The following is a 15,234-nucleotide window of genomic DNA, read 5'->3' as shown; positions in this document are numbered from 1 at the left end:
TCGTTCATGCGGGGCTCCCGGTGAGGGTATCTTGGTGGCCGGGCTGGGGGGCGTCGGGGGGGATGGGCGGCGTGTCGCGGTCGAGAAAGCGCAGCAGCGTGGTCTTGCTGATGGCGCCACGAAAGCGTCCGTCGCCATCGACCACCGGCAGCGCGCACGGGGCATGCGCCACCTGGCCGAACAGGTTGGCCACGGCGGCGTCGGAGGGAATGGGTGGCACGTCGCCCAGGTAGGCATGCTGCAGCCCCAGCGGGCCGTGGCGGCCGTGCAGCGCCGCGCGCAGCGAGTCGGCCGAGACGGTGCCCAGGTAGCGCTGCGTGGGGCTGACGACGTAGGCGAAGTTGTCGTCGTGCCCCTCGATGAGCTGCAGCGCCGCGCGGCAGCCGCGGTCGGAATGCTCGCGCACCACCGTGAGGCGCTGGCGCGCGATGTCGCCGGCCTTGAAGACGGCGGCGGCGTCCACGCCGCGCACGAAGCTGCGCACGTAGTCGTTGACCGGGTTGCGCAGGATCTCGTCGGGGGTGCCGACCTGCACCACGTGGCCGTCCTTCATGATGGCGATGCGGTCGCCGATGCGCATGGCCTCGTCCAGGTCGTGCGAGATGAAGACGATGGTGCGGCGGCGCTCCTGCTGCAGGCGCAGCAGCTCGCTTTGCATCTCCGTGCGGATGATGGGGTCGAGCGCGGAAAAGGCCTCGTCCATCAGCAGGATCGACGGGTCCGCCGCCAGCGCGCGGGCCAGGCCCACGCGCTGCTGCATGCCGCCCGAGAGCTCGTCGGGGTAGCTCGCGCCCCAGCCGGCCAGGCCCACCTGCTCCAGCGCGGCGGCGGCCAGGCGCTGGCGCTCGGCGCGTTCCACGCCCGCCAGCTCCAGGCCGAAGGCGGTGTTGTCCAGCACCGTGAGGTGCGGCAGCAGCGCGAACGACTGGAAAACCATGGAGATGTCCTTGCGGCGCAGCGCGCGCAGGGCGCGGTCGGACAGCTGGTTGATGTCCTCGCCACCGACCAGGATGCGGCCCGCCGTGGGCTCGATCAGGCGGTTGAGCATGCGCACCAGCGTCGATTTGCCGGAGCCCGAGAGGCCCATGACGACGAAGATCTCGCCGGCCTCGATGCGGAAATGGGCGTCGAAAACGCCGATGGATTGGCCGGTGCGTTCCAGGATGTCCTGCTTGCTGCAGCCCTGGCGTACCAGGTCCAGCGCGGCTTGTGGCGCGTCGCCGAAGACCTTGAACACATGTTCGATGGCGATGGGTTTGGCCATGTGGGTGTCCTCCCTCCAAAAATGGGTTGAATGCAGCGCCGGTGCGCTGGAAAAACCGGATGCGGCAGCCCGCCCGCAGGCGGCGGGGCGCGGGCGGGGTGGTTCGCGTCGTGGCAAAGAGCGGCCCGGATGGCACCGCAGCGGTGCGCAAGGGCCTGGGTGCGCCGGGCAGGGCAAGGCCCCGCGGCTGGCGCGTGCGGTGCCCGCGAGAGGCGCCGCAAGGTTCGGTGCGTCAGGGCCGGTGTGGCGGCCCGGCCGGTGGACGGTGGCTGTGAGCGCCTCCACCGGGAACGATTTGCCCTGGCTGTGAGGGCAAATTACCTGCGTTGCAGGTTGTAAAACACGAGAGAAGTATAGGGATTTGGTGTTTTTGAGTCAAAACACAGGTTTTCCAGGGTGTGCTAGTGACTTTCGCATGGGAGTCGGCTGCCGGGCTCCCCGTAAGTTTCGCGCCAGTCAGTGGCTTGTAAGTGCGGCCGCCCAAAGTAATGGCCGAATTTCATCAAACCTAGGAGACAACACCATGAGTGAGCCCACATCCGCGATCGAATCCGTCCTGGTGGAAAACCGCGTCTTCCCGCCGTCCGAGGACACGGTGAAGAATGCCCGCATTGCCGGCATGCAGGCTTACGAGGCCCTGTGCGCCGAAGCCGCGAAAGACTTCGAGGGCTTCTGGGCGCGCCTGGCGCGCGAGAACCTGCAGTGGACCCGGCCGTTCACGCAGACGCTGGACGAATCGAACGCCCCGTTCTACCAATGGTTCGCCGACGGCGAACTGAACGCCAGCGCCAACTGCCTGGACCGCCACATCGGCACGCCGGTCGAGAACAAGACGGCCATCATTTTCGAGGCCGACGACGGCACCGTCACGCAGGTCACCTACAAGGAACTGCTCGCCCGTGTGAGCCAGTTCGCCAATGCGCTCAAGGCGCGCGGCGTGCAAAAGGGCGACCGCGTGCTGATCTACATGCCCATGACCATCGAGGGCGTGGTGGCCATGCAGGCGTGCGCGCGCATCGGCGCCACGCACAGCGTGGTGTTCGGCGGCTTCTCGGCCAAGGCCGTGCACGAGCGCATCATCGACGCTGGCGCTGTCGCCGTCGTCACCGCCAATTACCAGTTGCGCGGCGGCAAGGAGCTGCCGCTCAAGTCCATCATCGACGAAGCCCTGGCCATGGGCGGCTGCGACAGCGTGAAGACCGTGCTGGTGTACGAGCGCACGGCCACTGCGTGGAACCGCGTCGCCGGCCGCGACATCAGCTTTGCCGAAGCCCTGGCGGGCCAGGCCACCGAGTGCGCCCCCGTGCCCGTGGGCGCCGAGCACCCGCTGTTCATCCTCTACACCAGCGGCTCCACCGGCAAGCCCAAGGGCGTGCAGCACTCCACCGGCGGCTATACGCTGTGGGCGCGCCAGACCATGCTGTGGACCTTCGACCTGCAGCCGAGCGACGTGTTCTGGTGCACCGCCGACATCGGCTGGATCACCGGCCACACCTACGTGGCCTACGGCCCGCTGGCCGCGGGCGCGACGCAGGTGGTGTTCGAGGGCGTGCCGACCTTCCCGCACGCCGGCCGCTTCTGGGAAATGATCGAGCGCCACAAGGTCTCGATCTTCTACACTGCGCCCACGGCCATCCGTTCGCTCATCAAGGCGGCCGACTCCGACGAGAAGGTGCACCCGAAGAACTGGAACCTGACCAGCCTGCGCGTGCTGGGCAGCGTGGGCGAGCCCATCAACCCCGAAGCCTGGATGTGGTACTACCGCAACGTGGGTGGCGAGCGCTGCCCCATCGTGGACACCTTCTGGCAGACCGAGAACGGCGGCCACGTCATCACCCCGCTGCCGGGCGCCACGCCATTGGTGCCGGGCTCGTGCACGCTGCCGCTGCCGGGCATCCAGGCCGCCATCGTCGATGAGACGGGCAAGGACATCCCCAACGGCGCGGGCGGCATGCTGGTCATCAAGCGCCCGTGGCCGTCGATGATCCGCACCATCTGGGGCGACCCCGAGCGCTTCAAGAAGAGCTACTTCCCCGAGGAAATGGGCGGCACCATTTACCTGGCTGGCGACGGCGCCGTGCGCAGCGAGGACCGCGGCTACTTCCGCATCACCGGCCGCATCGACGACGTGCTCAACGTCTCGGGCCACCGCATGGGCACGATGGAGATCGAGTCCGCCCTGGTGGCCAAGACCGACCTGGTGGCCGAGGCCGCCGTGGTGGGCCGCCCCGACGACCTGACCGGCGAGGCCATCGTGGCCTTCGTGGTGCTCAAGCGTCCCGTGCCCACGGGCGAGGAGGCCAAGCAGCTGGCCAACGAGCTGCGCAACTGGGTCGCCAAGGAAATCGGCCCGATCGCCAAGCCCAAGGACATCCGCTTCGGCGAGAACCTGCCCAAGACGCGCAGCGGCAAGATCATGCGCCGCTTGCTGCGCTCGCTGGCCAAGGGCGAGGCGATCACCCAGGACACCAGCACGCTGGAAAATCCGACCATCCTGGACCAGCTGGCCAAGACCAACTGACGCACGCGCCAGCCCCGGCGCAGCTACCATGGAAAAAGCCCGCGACGCGGGCTTTTTCTGTTTTCGGCGGTGCGGAAAACAAAAAACCGCAGCGCTTGCACGCCGCGGTTTCTGGTGGAGCCGCCCGGAATTACTTGAGCGACAGCACCCAAGCCACCAGCTTCTTGGCTTCGGCTTCGGTCACGTTGTTCGGGGGCATGGGAACCGGGCCCCACACGCCCTTGCTGCCCTTCATCACGTGGGTGACCAGGGTGGCCTCGGCGTCCTTCTGGCCGGCGTACTTCTTGGCGACGTCCTTGTAGGCGGGGCCGACCAGCTTTTTGTCGACAGCGTGGCAGGCCATGCAGTTCTTGGACTTGGCCAGGGCTTCGTCGGCCATCGCCGGAGCGGCCACCGACAGTGCCATGGCGAGAGTGATCAGAGTACGGTTCATCGTGGTCTTTCTCTGTGGTTGGGGTACATTAGTTTGAACGAAATTGTAGTGGCCCTGGTTGACCTTGGCGCTACGGAATTACCATCTTCCGCCTACGGAGGCAGATATGTACATGCTAGGGCTGGCGCTTGTTCTGACACTGCTCAAGTATCTCGAAATTGGCCCGGTGGCCAACTGGTCCTGGTGGTGGGTACTGGCCCCCTACGGCCTGACTGCGGCGTGGTGGGCCTGGGCCGACGCCTCTGGCTACACCAAGCGCAAGGAAGTCGAGAAGATCGAGCGCCGCAAGCAGGCGCGCGTGAACAAGCACAAGGAAGCGATGGGCATGGGCTCGCGCCGGCCGCGCTGACGCACGCTCTCTCCCTGCCAGCCCGGGCCCTGTGGTCCCCGGGCTTTTTTTGCGCGCCACCAGGGCATTGGGGCTGCGACATAATCAAAACAGCGCGATCCAGCAAGGCGGGGCCCAAGAAGCCTGCGCCGCGGCGCCCGGCGGCCCCGAAGCGCAAGGGCCGGAACCCTTCGAGACATTCTTTCCCTCCATCCACGATGCCTGCCTACCGCTCCAAAACCTCCACCGCTGGCCGCAACATGGCTGGTGCGCGCGCCCTGTGGCGTGCCACCGGCATGAAGGACCAGGATTTCAGCAAACCCATCATCGCGGTGGTCAACTCCTTCACCCAGTTCGTGCCCGGCCACGTGCACCTGAAAGACCTGGGCCAGCTCGTCGCGCGCGAGATCGAGGCCGCGGGCGGCGTGGCCAAGGAGTTCAACACCATCGCCGTGGACGACGGCATTGCCATGGGCCATGACGGCATGCTGTACTCGCTGCCCAGCCGCGACGTGATCGCCGACAGCGTGGAATACATGGTCAACGCGCACTGCGCCGACGCCATGGTGTGCATCTCCAACTGCGACAAGATCACCCCCGGCATGCTCATGGCCGCGATGCGCCTGGACATCCCGGTGATCTTCGTCTCCGGCGGCCCCATGGAAGCGGGCAAGGCCCAGCTCGCCGTGCCCGGCCAGGCCACGCTGCAGTTCAAGAAGCTCGACCTGGTGGACGCCATGGTCATGGCCGTGGACGACGCGGTGAGCGAGGCCGACATGGTCGAGGTCGAGCGCTCGGCCTGCCCCACCTGCGGCTCCTGCTCGGGCATGTTCACCGCCAACTCCATGAACTGCCTGACCGAGGCGCTCGGCCTGTCGCTGCCCGGCAACGGCACCGTGGTGGCCACGCACGCCGACCGCGAGCAGCTCTTCAAGCGCGCCGGACAGCGCATCGTCGAGCTGGCGCGCCAGTACTACGAGCAGGACGATGCCTCCATCCTGCCGCGCGCCGTGGGCTTCAAGGCGTTCGAGAACGCCATGACGCTGGACATCGCCATGGGCGGCTCGACCAACACCATCCTGCACCTGCTGGCCATCGCGCAGGAGGCGGGCATCGCGTTCGGCATGGCCGACATCGACCGCCTCTCGCGCAGCGTGCCGCAGCTGTGCAAGGTGGCGCCGAACACCGACAAGTACCACATCGAGGACGTGCACCGCGCCGGCGGCATCATGGCCATCCTGGGCGAGCTCGACCGTGCCGGCAAGCTGCACACCGACGTGCCCACGGTGCACGCCAAGACCCTGGGCGAAGCGCTGGACCAGTGGGACATCGCGCGCACGCAGGACGAAGCCGTGCGCACCTTCTACATGGCCGGCCCGGGCGGCGTTCCCACGCAGGTGGCGTTCAGCCAGTCCCGCCGCTGGCCCAGCCTGGACCTGGACCGCGCAGCCGGCTGCATCCGTTCCTACGAACACGCCTTCAGCAAGGAAGGCGGCCTGGCCGTGCTCACGGGCAACATCGCCCTGGACGGCTGCGTGGTCAAGACCGCCGGGGTGGACGAATCCATCCTGGTGTTCGAGGGCACGGCCCACGTGACCGAATCGCAGGACGAGGCGGTGGCCAACATCCTGGCCGACAAGGTCAAGGCTGGCGACGTGGTCATCGTGCGCTACGAAGGCCCCAAGGGCGGCCCCGGCATGCAGGAGATGCTCTACCCCACCAGCTACATCAAGTCCAAGGGCCTGGGCAAGGCCTGCGCGCTGCTGACGGACGGGCGCTTCTCGGGCGGCACCTCGGGCCTGTCCATCGGCCACTGCTCGCCCGAGGCGGCGGCCGGCGGCGCCATCGGCCTGGTGCGCAATGGCGACCGCATCCGCATCGACATCCCGAACCGCAGCATCGACGTGCTGGTGAGCAGCGAAGAACTCGCCCAGCGCCGCGCCGAGCAGGACGCCCTGGGCTGGAAGCCGGCGCAGCCGCGCCCGCGCAAGGTATCGGCCGCGCTCAAGGCCTATGCCAAGCTGGTGACCAGCGCCGACAAGGGCGCGGTGCGCGACCTGTCGCTGCTCGACTGATCCGCCGCGCATTCACCGCGAGCCGCTCCCGCGCCCAGGCCGGGGCGGCTTTTTTCATGGAGGCTTGCATGGCCAAGACACTGCTGATCGTCTACCACTCGCGCACCGGCGGCACGCGCCAGATGGCCGAGGCGCTGCAGGCCGGCGCGCGGGGCTGCGGCGCGGCGGTGGCGGTGCGGCTGCTGCCCGCCGCCGATGCCGGGCCGGCCGACCTGCTGGCCGCCGATGCCTACGTGTTCGCCTGCCCCGAGAACCTGGCCGCCGTCAGCGGCGTGATGAAGGACTTTTTCGACCGCAGCTACTACGGCGTGCTCGACCGCATCAACGGCCGCGCCTTCGCCCTGCTGGTCTGCGCGGGCAGCGATGGCCGCAACGCCGTGCGCCAGATGGAGCGCATCGCCACCGGCTGGCGCCTCAAGGCGGCGGCTGCGCCGCTCATCGTCTGCACCGGCGCGCAGACGCCCGAGGCCATCCTCGCGCCCAAGACCCTGGCGCCGGAAGCGCTGGCGGATTGCCGCGCGCTGGGCGAGGCGCTGGCGACAGGGCTGGAGATGGGCATCTTCTGAAAGAAAAAAACCGCGCTGCCATGGCGCGGTTTGCTCTTGAAAGATGAGCTGCCAGCGCTTTCTGGACAAGCGCTGGAGCCGTTTTTCATGCTCAGCCGGGCGTGCCGCCCGCCTGCGTCTGCAGGTAGTTCTGCAGGCCGATCTTCTCGATCAGGCCCAACTGCTTTTCCAGCCAGTAGGCGTGGTCTTCCTCGGTGTCGCGCAACTGGGCCAGCAGCAGGTCGCGGCTCACGTAGTCGCTGTGGCGCTCGCACAGGGCGATGGCGTCCTGCAGGTGCTGGCGCACGCCGTACTCGGTCTGCAGGTCCAGCTGCAGCATCTCCTGCGCCGTTTCGCCCGGGGTGAAGGGCTGGGGGCGCATGTCGGGCTTGCCGCCCAGCATCAGGATGCGGCGCAGGATGGCGTCGGCATGCTGGGTCTCTTCCTCCATCTCATGGCCCATGCGCTCGTACAGGCGCGTCAGGCCCTGGTCCTCGTACTGGCGCGAGTGGATGAAGTACTGGTCGCGCGCGGTCAGCTCGCCGCGCAGCAGGTCTTTCAGGCAGTCGATGACAGCGGGATGGCCTTGCATGGTGTTGTTCTCTGTAGGGTGGCGAAGCCTTGAGTATCTCGCGCATGGCGCCGCAGATCAAAGCGGGGCGGCCTATACCCGTGCGCATGCGCTCTGGATGCAGGCTGTACGCAGGTGCATTCGCATCGGTGCGGGCCCCGCCGTGCTGCTCTGTGCTGCTCCGTGCCGTGGGCGCCCTGCGGCACAATCCCTGCCATGCTGATGTACCCGCAGATCGACCCCATCGCCCTACAGATTGGCCCGCTGGCTGTGCACTGGTACGGCATCACCTACCTGGTGGCCTTCGGCCTGTTCATGCTCCTGGGCGTGCTGCGGCTGCGGCACGAACCGTTCGCCTCGCTGCGCGGGCCGCAGGCGTGGTCGCGCCGCGACGTGGAGGACATCCTGTTCCTCGGCGTGCTGGGCGTGATCGTGGGCGGGCGTCTGGGCTACTGCCTGTTCTACAAGCCCGGCTACTACCTCGCCCACCCGCTGGAGGTGTTCGCCGTGTGGCAGGGCGGCATGAGCTTTCACGGCGGGCTGCTGGGCGTCGTGGCCGCGCTGCTGTGGTTCGCGCGCTCGCGCCAGCGCCCGTGGCTGCAGGTGGCCGATTTCGTCGCGCCCTGCGTGCCCACCGGACTGGCGGCGGGGCGCGTGGGCAACTTCATCAACGGCGAGCTGTGGGGCCGTTTCGCGCCGCCGGACCTGCCCTGGGGCATGGTGTTTCCGCAAAGCGGCTCGATGCTGCCGCGCCACCCCTCGCAGGTGTACCAGTTCCTGCTCGAAGGACTCTTGCTGTTCGTGCTGCTGTGGCTGTACGCGCGGCGCGAGCGGCGCCCGGGCCAGGTGGCGGCGGCGTTCCTCGTGGGCTATGGCGCGCTGCGCTTCACGGCCGAGTATTTCCGCGAGCCCGACAGCTTCCTGGGCCTGCTGTCGCTGGGCATGAGCATGGGCCAGTGGCTGTGCCTGCCCATGATCGCCTGCGGCGCGGCGCTGTGGCTGTGGGCGCAGCGCCAGCCGGCCAGGATTTGATCAAAAATCGCCTCCAGCCCGCTTGCAGCAAGCGCGGGCAGCTATTGATATAGAAGCATTCATGAAGAACCCTTCCGCCTGGATCGCGCGCAACGTGTCGCGCCTGCGCTCCGCCGCCAAGGAGCAGGGCGCCGCCGCGCCCGAACCCGCGCCCGCGCCGCGCAGCACCCACGAGCGCCTGGCCGCCACGCTGCGCCGCGCCGACGAGGCGCTGCCCCCGCGCCAGTTGCGCCGCCTGCTGGCCGACCTGCAGGCCGTGGCTGCGCCCCAGGTGAGCGAGCTGGAGGGCGGGCGCAGCGCGCAGACGGTGATCGACTGGCATGCCCAGGCCACCCCGGCGCAGCGGCGCGACCTGTGGCTGCTGATGTGCGAGCAGTTCACGCCCGACGCCGAGCGCGTGAAGCACGCGCGCCAGCACTACGAGGCGGCGGCGGGCACGGCCGACGAGGGCCAGGCCGAGATCGGCCTGCGCCGCGCGCTGGTGTCGCCGCGCACACGGCTGCTGCAGCGCTTCGCCGTGCCGGCCGGGGGCATGCGTTTCCTGGTGGACCTGCGCGCCGAGCTGCTGCCGCTGCTGCGCGGCGACAAGCGCCTGCTGGCGCTCGACGCCGAGCTGGAGCAGCTTTTCTCCACCTGGTTCGACGTGGCCTTCCTGGAGCTGCGCCGCCTGTCGTGGGATTCCCCCGCCTCGCTGCTGGAAAAGCTCATCAGGTACGAGGCGGTGCACGACATCCGCTCCTGGGCCGACCTGAAGAACCGCCTGGACAGCGACCGGCGCTGCTACGGCTTCTTCCACCCGCGCCTGCCGAACGAGCCGCTGATCTTCGTCGAGGTGGCGCTGGTGGAGCACCTCTGCGGCAGCATCACTCCGCTGCTCGACGAACAGGCCGCGCCCGCTGACCTGGGCAAGGCCACCACGGCCATCTTCTATTCCATCAGCAACACGCAGACGGGGCTGCGCGGCGTGAGCTTCGGCAACTCGCTCATCAAGCAGGTGGTGGAGACGCTGCAGGCGGAGTTTCCGCGCCTGCGCACCTTCGCCACGCTGTCGCCGATTCCGGGCTTTCGCGCCTGGCTGGGCAAGAACGCCGGCACGCTGCTGCAGCAGCTCCCGGACAAGCTGCGCGCCGAGCTGGGCCGGGCGCTGCAGTCCGACGCGCCGCAGGCGGCGCAGCTCGCCAGCGCGGTGGATGCCGCGGACAAGGCCCAGGCGCTCGACGCCAGGTCGCCCGTGCGCCAGGTGCTGCTGCACTGCGCCGCGCACTACCTGGGCCGGGCGCTGCACGAGGGCAAGCCGCTCGACCCGGTGGCGCGCTTCCACCTGGGCAACGGCGCGCGCGTGGAGCGGCTCAACTGGGCGGGCGACCCGTCCTCCAAGGGGCTCAAGCAGTCGTTCGGCCTCATGGTCAACTACCTCTACGACCTCAAGCGGCTGGACAAGCACCGCACCCAGCTGGCGCAGGGGCAGGTTCCGGTATCGAAGGAAATCAGCGCGCTGCTGCTCGACTGAGCGGCGCCGCAGGCAAGAAAAAAGGCAACAAGGCAAGCCATGGCAGGTGAAGTGATTGCGGTGGAAGAGGGGGGCGCGCAGCCCGGCGTGGTGCGCGTGGTGCTGCGCAACGCGGGGCGGCTCAACGCCATGTCGCGCCCGATGTGGCGCCAGCTGCGCGCGGTGTTCGAGGGCATCCAGCGCAGCGCTGGCGCGCGCTGCGTGCTCATCGAGGGCGAGGGCGAGGCCTTCTGCGCCGGGGGCGATATCTCCGAGTACCCGGCGTTCCGCTTCGATGCCGCGCTGCTGCGTGACTTCCACGAGAACGACGTGTGGGGCGGCCTCGCGGCCATGCTGGCGTGCGACGTGCCCATCGTCGCGCGCATCGCCGGCGCCTGCATGGGCGCGGGGGTGGAGATCGCGAGCTGCTGCGACATCCGCATCGCCGCCGCCAATGCGCGCTTCGGCGCACCCATCGCCAAGCTCGGCTTTCCCATGGCGCCGCGCGAGGCGCAGCTCGTCGCCGGTGCCGTGGGCGAAACCATCGCGCGGCAGATGCTGCTGGAGGCCGCCACCTTCGGCGCGGCCGACCTGCTGGCGCAGGGCTTTCTCAGCCGCGTGGCGGCGCCCGAGGCGCTGCAGGCCGAGGCGCAGGCCAGCGCGCAGCGCATCGCCGCCCTGGCGCCCGGCGCGGCGCGCCTGAACAAACAGACGCTTCGGGCATTGAAAACGCCTGCAGCCCAAGCAGGGCAAGCGCTGCCAGCTATTGAAAACATAGTGAACGGCGCCGCCGACCCCTACGCCTATGCCGACAGCGCCGAGCACCGGGAGGGCATCGGCGCTTTTCTTGCCAAGCGGCCCCCGGTTTTCTGACCTTTTTCTGGAGTGATGCGCATGGAGTCCTGCAACCTGTTCAGCGCCTTGCGCGCCGCGTTTCCCGCCGACCTCGGCCAGACCGCCGTCGAGGCCACGGGCCCCGGCGGCGAGCCGCTGCACTACACCTGGCGCGACCTGGACCAGGCCAGCGCCCGCATCGCCAACCTGCTCGCGTCGCTGCAACTGCCCGAGGGCAGCCGCATCGCCGTGCAGGTGGAAAAGTCGGTCGAGGCCATGCTGCTGTACCTGGCCACGCTGCGCGCAGGCTACGTCTTCCTGCCGCTGAACACCGCCTACCAGAGCGCCGAGATCGAATACTTCATCGGCAACGCCGAGCCCGCCGTGGTGGTGTGCACGCCCGGCAACTTCGGCTGGGTGTCGAAAATCGCCTTCACCGCCGGCACGCGGCACGTCTTCACGCTCGGCGACGACCGCAGCGGCAGCCTGCTGGAGCGCGCCGCGCACCATGGCGACACGCACCCGCCCGTGCCGCGCCAGGCAGACGACCTGGCCGCCATCCTCTACACCAGCGGCACCACCGGCCGCAGCAAGGGCGCCATGCTCACGCACGGCAACCTGCTGAGCAACGCGCGGGTGCTCAAGGACTACTGGGGCTGGCGCGCGGATGACGTGCTCATCCACGCGCTGCCCATCTTCCACGTGCATGGGCTGTTCGTCGCCATCCACGCGGCGCTGCTGGGCGGCAGCAAGATGCTCTGGCTGGGCAAATTCGACCCGCGCGCCGTGATCGCCGCCATGCCGCGCGCCACCGTGTTCATGGGCGTGCCCACGCTGTACGTGCGCATGCTTGGCGAGGCCGCGCTCACGCGCGAGGCGGCGCGCGCCATGCGCCTGTTCATCTCCGGCTCGGCGCCACTGCTCATCGAAACCTTCCGCGCCTGGCAGGAGCGCACCGGCCACACCATCCTGGAGCGCTACGGCATGAGCGAAACCATCATGCTCACCTCCAACCCGTACACCGCCGACGCGCGCCACGGCGGGCAGGATGCGCGGCGCGGCGGCACCGTCGGCTTTCCCCTGCCGGGCGTGGGCCTGCGCATCGTGGACGACCAGGGCCAGCCCGTGGCGGCGGGCGCCATCGGCAACATCCAGGTGCGCGGCCCCAACGTGTTCCACGGCTACTGGCGCATGCCGGAGAAAACCGCCGAGGAGTTCACGCAGGATGAACAGGGGGATCGGTGGTTCAAGACCGGCGACGTCGGCCAGCAGGACGCGCGCGGCTACGTCAGCATCGTCGGGCGCAGCAAGGACCTCATCATCAGCGGCGGCTACAACGTCTATCCGGCCGAGGTCGAGGGTTTCATCAACGAGCTGCCGGGCGTCGATGAAAGCGCCGTGGTCGGCGTGCCGCACCCCGACTTCGGCGAGGTGGGCGTGGCCCTGGTCACCGCCAGGCCCGGCGCGCAGCTCGACGGCAGCGCCATCCTCGCCCAGCTCAAGGGGCAGGTCGCCCACTTCAAGGTGCCCAAGCAGTGCTACGTGGTGCCCGAACTGCCGCGCAACACCATGGGCAAGGTGCAGAAGAACCTGCTGCGCGAGCAGCACAAGGGCCTGTTTGTTTAGCTATTGATTTAATAGCTTCCAGCGCTTTCTGGATAAGCGCTGGAGGCCGTTTTGGCATCAAACCGGCTGGTCCGTGCGCCGCGGCGCCAGCCAGCGGCTCGCCAGCAGGGCCAGCAGCGCTGCCCCGGCGGCACAGGCAAACACCGCCTGCAGCCCGTGCGCCATGGCCGTGCGCACGGCCTCCTGCACTCCGGCGCCGCCGCCCGCGGCCAGTGCCCGCAGCGGGGCCAGCTCATCCGTCATGCGGTGCGCCAGCAGCGCGGCCATCAGCGCCACGCCCGCGCTGCCGCCCAGGCTGCGCAGCATTACCGGCGTGGCCGTGGCGATGCCCATGAGCTGCGGCGGCGCGGTGCGCTGCGACACCACGGTGACGATGGGGAACAGCAGCCCCAGCCCCAGGCCCGCCGGCAGCAGGCTGGCCGAGAGCAGCGCGGCCGCGTCGGGCGCCCATGCCAGCACCGCGCCCAGCGCCGCGAACGACAGCGCCAGCAGCGCGCTGCCCACGCCCGCCAGGCGGCGCGCGGGCATCTGCGCACGCAGCAGCCTGCCGCTGGCGATGGCCGCGCAGGTGATGCCCGCCATCAGCGGCAGCAGCCGCCACGCCGACGCCGTGGGCGACAGGTGCAGCATGGTCTGCAGGTACTGCGGCACGAACACCACGGCCGCATACATCGCCACGCCCGAGCACAGCCCGATGGCGGCGGCGGCCACTTAGGCCGGGTGGCTGAACAGGCGCGGCGGCACCAGCGGGTGCGCGGCGCGCAACTGCCGCCAGACGAAGGCGGCGGCCGCCTTGGCGGCGATGAGCAGCAGCACGCCCAGGGTGAGCGCGGCGGGCAGCCGCAGCTTGCCGTGCTGCGTGGCCAGCAACGCGGCCACCAGCGCCACGGCCAGGGCGGCGGCGCCCCACCAGTCGATGGGGGCGGGGTGGCGCTCGGGCGGCGGCAGCGTGCGCGCCAGCACGCCCCAGGCCAGCAGGGCCAGGGGCGCGTTGATCCAGAACGCCCAGTGCCACGACAGGTATTCCACCAGCCAGCCGCCCAGCAGCGGGCCGAACATGGTGGCGATGCCGTAGCTCGCGCCCAGCAGCGCCTGGAAGCGTCCGCGCCGCGCCAGCGGGAACAGCGTGGCCACGGTCAGCATGGTCAGCGTCATCAGCCCGCCGCCGCCCGCGCCCTGCAGCGCGCGCGCCAGCACGAGCTGCGCGCGGCTGTGGCTGGCGCCGCAGGCCAGCGAGCCGAGCAGGAACAGCGCGATCGCCAGCAGCAGCATGGGCTTGCGGCCCCACACGTCGGCCAGGCGGCCGTAGAGCGCCACCACCACCGTGGCGGCCAGCAGGTAGGCCGAGAACACCCAGGCCAGCGGTACATCACCCGATGCCGTGTCCGGCAGGTCGTGGGCGATGGCGGGCAGGGCGGTGGACAGGATGGTCTGGTCCAGCGCGGCCAGCACCAGCATCAGGGCCAGCATGGCGAAGGCCAGCAGCGGCTGGCGGGACGAGGGGGGAGCGGGAGGAATGGCGGCCATGCCCGGCAGTGTCGAAGATGCCGATTCGTCCGTACAGTGCAATGTTTGGAAGGAATACTTGCACCAGATGAAACACTACGACCTCAACCTGCTGCGCGCGCTCGATGCGCTGCTGGCCACCGGCAGCGTGACGGCGGCGGCCGAGCGCATGCACCTGAGCACGCCCGCCATGAGCCACACGCTGGCGCGCCTGCGCGAGGTGTTCGGCGACCCGCTGCTGGTGCGTGCCGGCCGCCGGCTGGTGGCCACGCCGCGCGCGCTGGCGCTGGCCGAGCCGGTGCGGCAGTTGCTGGCGCAGGCCGATGCGCTGCGCGCGCACGCCGACCCCGATGACTTTTCCGCCGTGCAGCGGCGCTTCGTGGTCCGGGCAACCGAGGGCGTGCTGGTGGGCTATGGCGTGGGGCTCTCCATGCAAATGGCGCAGCGCATGCCGCTGTCCAGCCTGCAGGTCCTGCCCGAGAACCACCACGACCCGGCGGGCCTGCGCGAGGGCCGCATCGACCTGGACCTGGGCGCGGGGCACCGGCAGGACCCGGAGCTGGTGGTGCACCCGCTCTCCAGCCGCAACCTGCTGGGCGTGGTGGCGGCCGGCCATGCGCTGGCACGCGGGCGGGTGACGGCGCAGCGCCTGGCCGCCGCGCGCCATGTGGAAGTGGCGACGCTGCCGGGCGAGGAACTGGCCGTGGACGCGGCGCTGGCGGCGCGCGGCCTGCGCCGCCATGTCGCCCTGGTGGTGCCCAGCGCCGTCGCGGCGCTGCTGACCTGCGCCCGCCTGGACCTCGTGGCCTGCGTGCCGGAGCGCACCGCGCGCGCCATGGGCGCTGCCTTGGGGCTGCACGTCTTCGCGCTGCCGCTGTCCTTGCCCGCCGTGCCGCTGCGGCTGGCCTGGCACCCGCGCCAGGACGCCGACCCGGCGCACCGCTGGCTGCGCGAAACGCTGCTGGCGGTGATGGAAGAGCGTAGCCAGGGCGGCGGCTAGCGCCGCGCCC

General features: G+C 69.8%; 12 protein-coding genes and 1 pseudogene. 9 read left to right on the top strand and 4 right to left on the bottom strand.

Going from position 1 to position 15,234, the window contains the following annotated elements; all coding sequences use genetic code 11:
• Nucleotides 1-4: 4 nt before the first annotated feature.
• Nucleotides 5-1,264, bottom strand: a complete 1,260-nt coding sequence (gene proV, locus YS110_07510) for a glycine betaine/L-proline ABC transporter ATP-binding protein ProV (GenBank protein UJB64603.1) — start codon at nucleotides 1,262-1,264, stop codon at nucleotides 5-7.
• Between the two features lie 523 nt (nucleotides 1,265-1,787).
• Between proV and acs the strand changes: the two genes are divergently transcribed.
• Nucleotides 1,788-3,785 (top strand): acetate--CoA ligase, encoded by a 1,998-nt coding sequence (gene acs, locus YS110_07505; protein UJB64602.1) that lies wholly within the window; start codon nucleotides 1,788-1,790, stop codon nucleotides 3,783-3,785.
• Nucleotides 3,786-3,915: 130 nt separating this feature from the next.
• Here the strand turns inward: acs and YS110_07500 are convergent, their stop codons facing one another.
• The gene (locus tag YS110_07500; GenBank protein UJB64601.1) at nucleotides 3,916-4,218 is read right to left on the bottom strand and encodes a c-type cytochrome; all 303 of its coding nucleotides are present in this window, start codon (nucleotides 4,216-4,218) and stop codon (nucleotides 3,916-3,918) included.
• A gap of 106 nt (nucleotides 4,219-4,324) precedes the next feature.
• Between YS110_07500 and YS110_07495 the strand changes: the two genes are divergently transcribed.
• The 3 genes from YS110_07495 to YS110_07485 all read left to right on the top strand — a co-directional run bounded on the left by YS110_07495 (nucleotide 4,325) and on the right by YS110_07485 (nucleotide 7,187).
• Nucleotides 4,325-4,567: a TIGR04438 family Trp-rich protein gene (locus tag YS110_07495; GenBank protein ID UJB64600.1), complete on the top strand. Its 243-nt coding sequence runs from the start codon at nucleotides 4,325-4,327 to the stop codon at nucleotides 4,565-4,567.
• Between the two features lie 197 nt (nucleotides 4,568-4,764).
• Complete coding sequence (ilvD, locus tag YS110_07490; GenBank protein ID UJB64599.1) at nucleotides 4,765-6,621, top strand: dihydroxy-acid dehydratase; 1,857 nt, start codon at nucleotides 4,765-4,767, stop codon at nucleotides 6,619-6,621.
• Between the two features lie 56 nt (nucleotides 6,622-6,677).
• The gene (locus YS110_07485) at nucleotides 6,678-7,187 is read left to right on the top strand and encodes an NAD(P)H-dependent oxidoreductase (protein UJB64598.1); all 510 of its coding nucleotides are present in this window, start codon (nucleotides 6,678-6,680) and stop codon (nucleotides 7,185-7,187) included.
• A 91-nt stretch (nucleotides 7,188-7,278) separates the two neighbouring features.
• Here the strand turns inward: YS110_07485 and bfr are convergent, their stop codons facing one another.
• Nucleotides 7,279-7,758, bottom strand: a complete 480-nt coding sequence (gene bfr / locus YS110_07480) for a bacterioferritin (GenBank protein ID UJB64597.1) — start codon at nucleotides 7,756-7,758, stop codon at nucleotides 7,279-7,281.
• A gap of 195 nt (nucleotides 7,759-7,953) precedes the next feature.
• On the opposite strand from bfr, the gene YS110_07475 reads away from it, so the two are divergent.
• The 4 genes from YS110_07475 to YS110_07460 all read left to right on the top strand — a co-directional run bounded on the left by YS110_07475 (nucleotide 7,954) and on the right by YS110_07460 (nucleotide 12,718).
• Complete coding sequence (locus tag YS110_07475) at nucleotides 7,954-8,769, top strand: prolipoprotein diacylglyceryl transferase (GenBank protein ID UJB64596.1); 816 nt, start codon at nucleotides 7,954-7,956, stop codon at nucleotides 8,767-8,769.
• Nucleotides 8,770-8,830: 61 nt separating this feature from the next.
• Nucleotides 8,831-10,279, top strand: a complete 1,449-nt coding sequence (locus tag YS110_07470; protein ID UJB64595.1) for a malonyl-CoA decarboxylase — start codon at nucleotides 8,831-8,833, stop codon at nucleotides 10,277-10,279.
• A gap of 39 nt (nucleotides 10,280-10,318) precedes the next feature.
• On the top strand, nucleotides 10,319-11,131 hold the full coding sequence (locus YS110_07465; GenBank protein ID UJB64594.1) for an enoyl-CoA hydratase/isomerase family protein: 813 nt from the start codon (nucleotides 10,319-10,321) through the stop codon (nucleotides 11,129-11,131).
• A gap of 21 nt (nucleotides 11,132-11,152) precedes the next feature.
• On the top strand, nucleotides 11,153-12,718 hold the full coding sequence (locus tag YS110_07460) for a malonyl-CoA synthase (GenBank protein UJB64593.1): 1,566 nt from the start codon (nucleotides 11,153-11,155) through the stop codon (nucleotides 12,716-12,718).
• Between the two features lie 57 nt (nucleotides 12,719-12,775).
• Here YS110_07460 and YS110_07455 read toward each other — a convergent pair.
• Nucleotides 12,776-14,245, bottom strand: a pseudogene (locus tag YS110_07455) (MFS transporter).
• Between the two features lie 67 nt (nucleotides 14,246-14,312).
• Here YS110_07455 and YS110_07450 point away from each other — a divergent pair.
• Nucleotides 14,313-15,224, top strand: a complete 912-nt coding sequence (locus tag YS110_07450; GenBank protein UJB64592.1) for a LysR family transcriptional regulator — start codon at nucleotides 14,313-14,315, stop codon at nucleotides 15,222-15,224.
• The last annotated feature ends 10 nt before the right edge of the window (nucleotides 15,225-15,234 follow it).

The organism is Acidovorax sp. YS12, from assembly GCA_021496925.1.
Lineage (GTDB): Bacteria > Pseudomonadota > Gammaproteobacteria > Burkholderiales > Burkholderiaceae_C > Paenacidovorax.
Note: the sequence above shows the minus strand (reverse complement) of the source record. Positions and strands in the feature narration are given on the sequence as shown.

What these genes read in the sequence shown, in the direction of transcription:
- ilvD (UJB64599.1), top strand. Translation starts at nt 4,765, where the DNA reads ATGCCTGCCTACCGCTCCAAAACCTCCACCGCTGGCCGCAACATGGCT.
- YS110_07500 (UJB64601.1), bottom strand. Translation starts at nt 4,218, where the DNA reads ATGAACCGTACTCTGATCACTCTCGCCATGGCACTGTCGGTGGCCGCT.
- proV (UJB64603.1), bottom strand. Translation starts at nt 1,264, where the DNA reads ATGGCCAAACCCATCGCCATCGAACATGTGTTCAAGGTCTTCGGCGAC.
- YS110_07475 (UJB64596.1), top strand. Translation starts at nt 7,954, where the DNA reads ATGCTGATGTACCCGCAGATCGACCCCATCGCCCTACAGATTGGCCCG.
- YS110_07450 (UJB64592.1), top strand. Translation starts at nt 14,313, where the DNA reads ATGAAACACTACGACCTCAACCTGCTGCGCGCGCTCGATGCGCTGCTG.
- YS110_07465 (UJB64594.1), top strand. Translation starts at nt 10,319, where the DNA reads ATGGCAGGTGAAGTGATTGCGGTGGAAGAGGGGGGCGCGCAGCCCGGC.
- bfr (UJB64597.1), bottom strand. Translation starts at nt 7,758, where the DNA reads ATGCAAGGCCATCCCGCTGTCATCGACTGCCTGAAAGACCTGCTGCGC.
- YS110_07485 (UJB64598.1), top strand. Translation starts at nt 6,678, where the DNA reads ATGGAGGCTTGCATGGCCAAGACACTGCTGATCGTCTACCACTCGCGC.
- YS110_07460 (UJB64593.1), top strand. Translation starts at nt 11,153, where the DNA reads ATGGAGTCCTGCAACCTGTTCAGCGCCTTGCGCGCCGCGTTTCCCGCC.
- YS110_07470 (UJB64595.1), top strand. Translation starts at nt 8,831, where the DNA reads ATGAAGAACCCTTCCGCCTGGATCGCGCGCAACGTGTCGCGCCTGCGC.
- YS110_07495 (UJB64600.1), top strand. Translation starts at nt 4,325, where the DNA reads ATGTACATGCTAGGGCTGGCGCTTGTTCTGACACTGCTCAAGTATCTC.
- acs (UJB64602.1), top strand. Translation starts at nt 1,788, where the DNA reads ATGAGTGAGCCCACATCCGCGATCGAATCCGTCCTGGTGGAAAACCGC.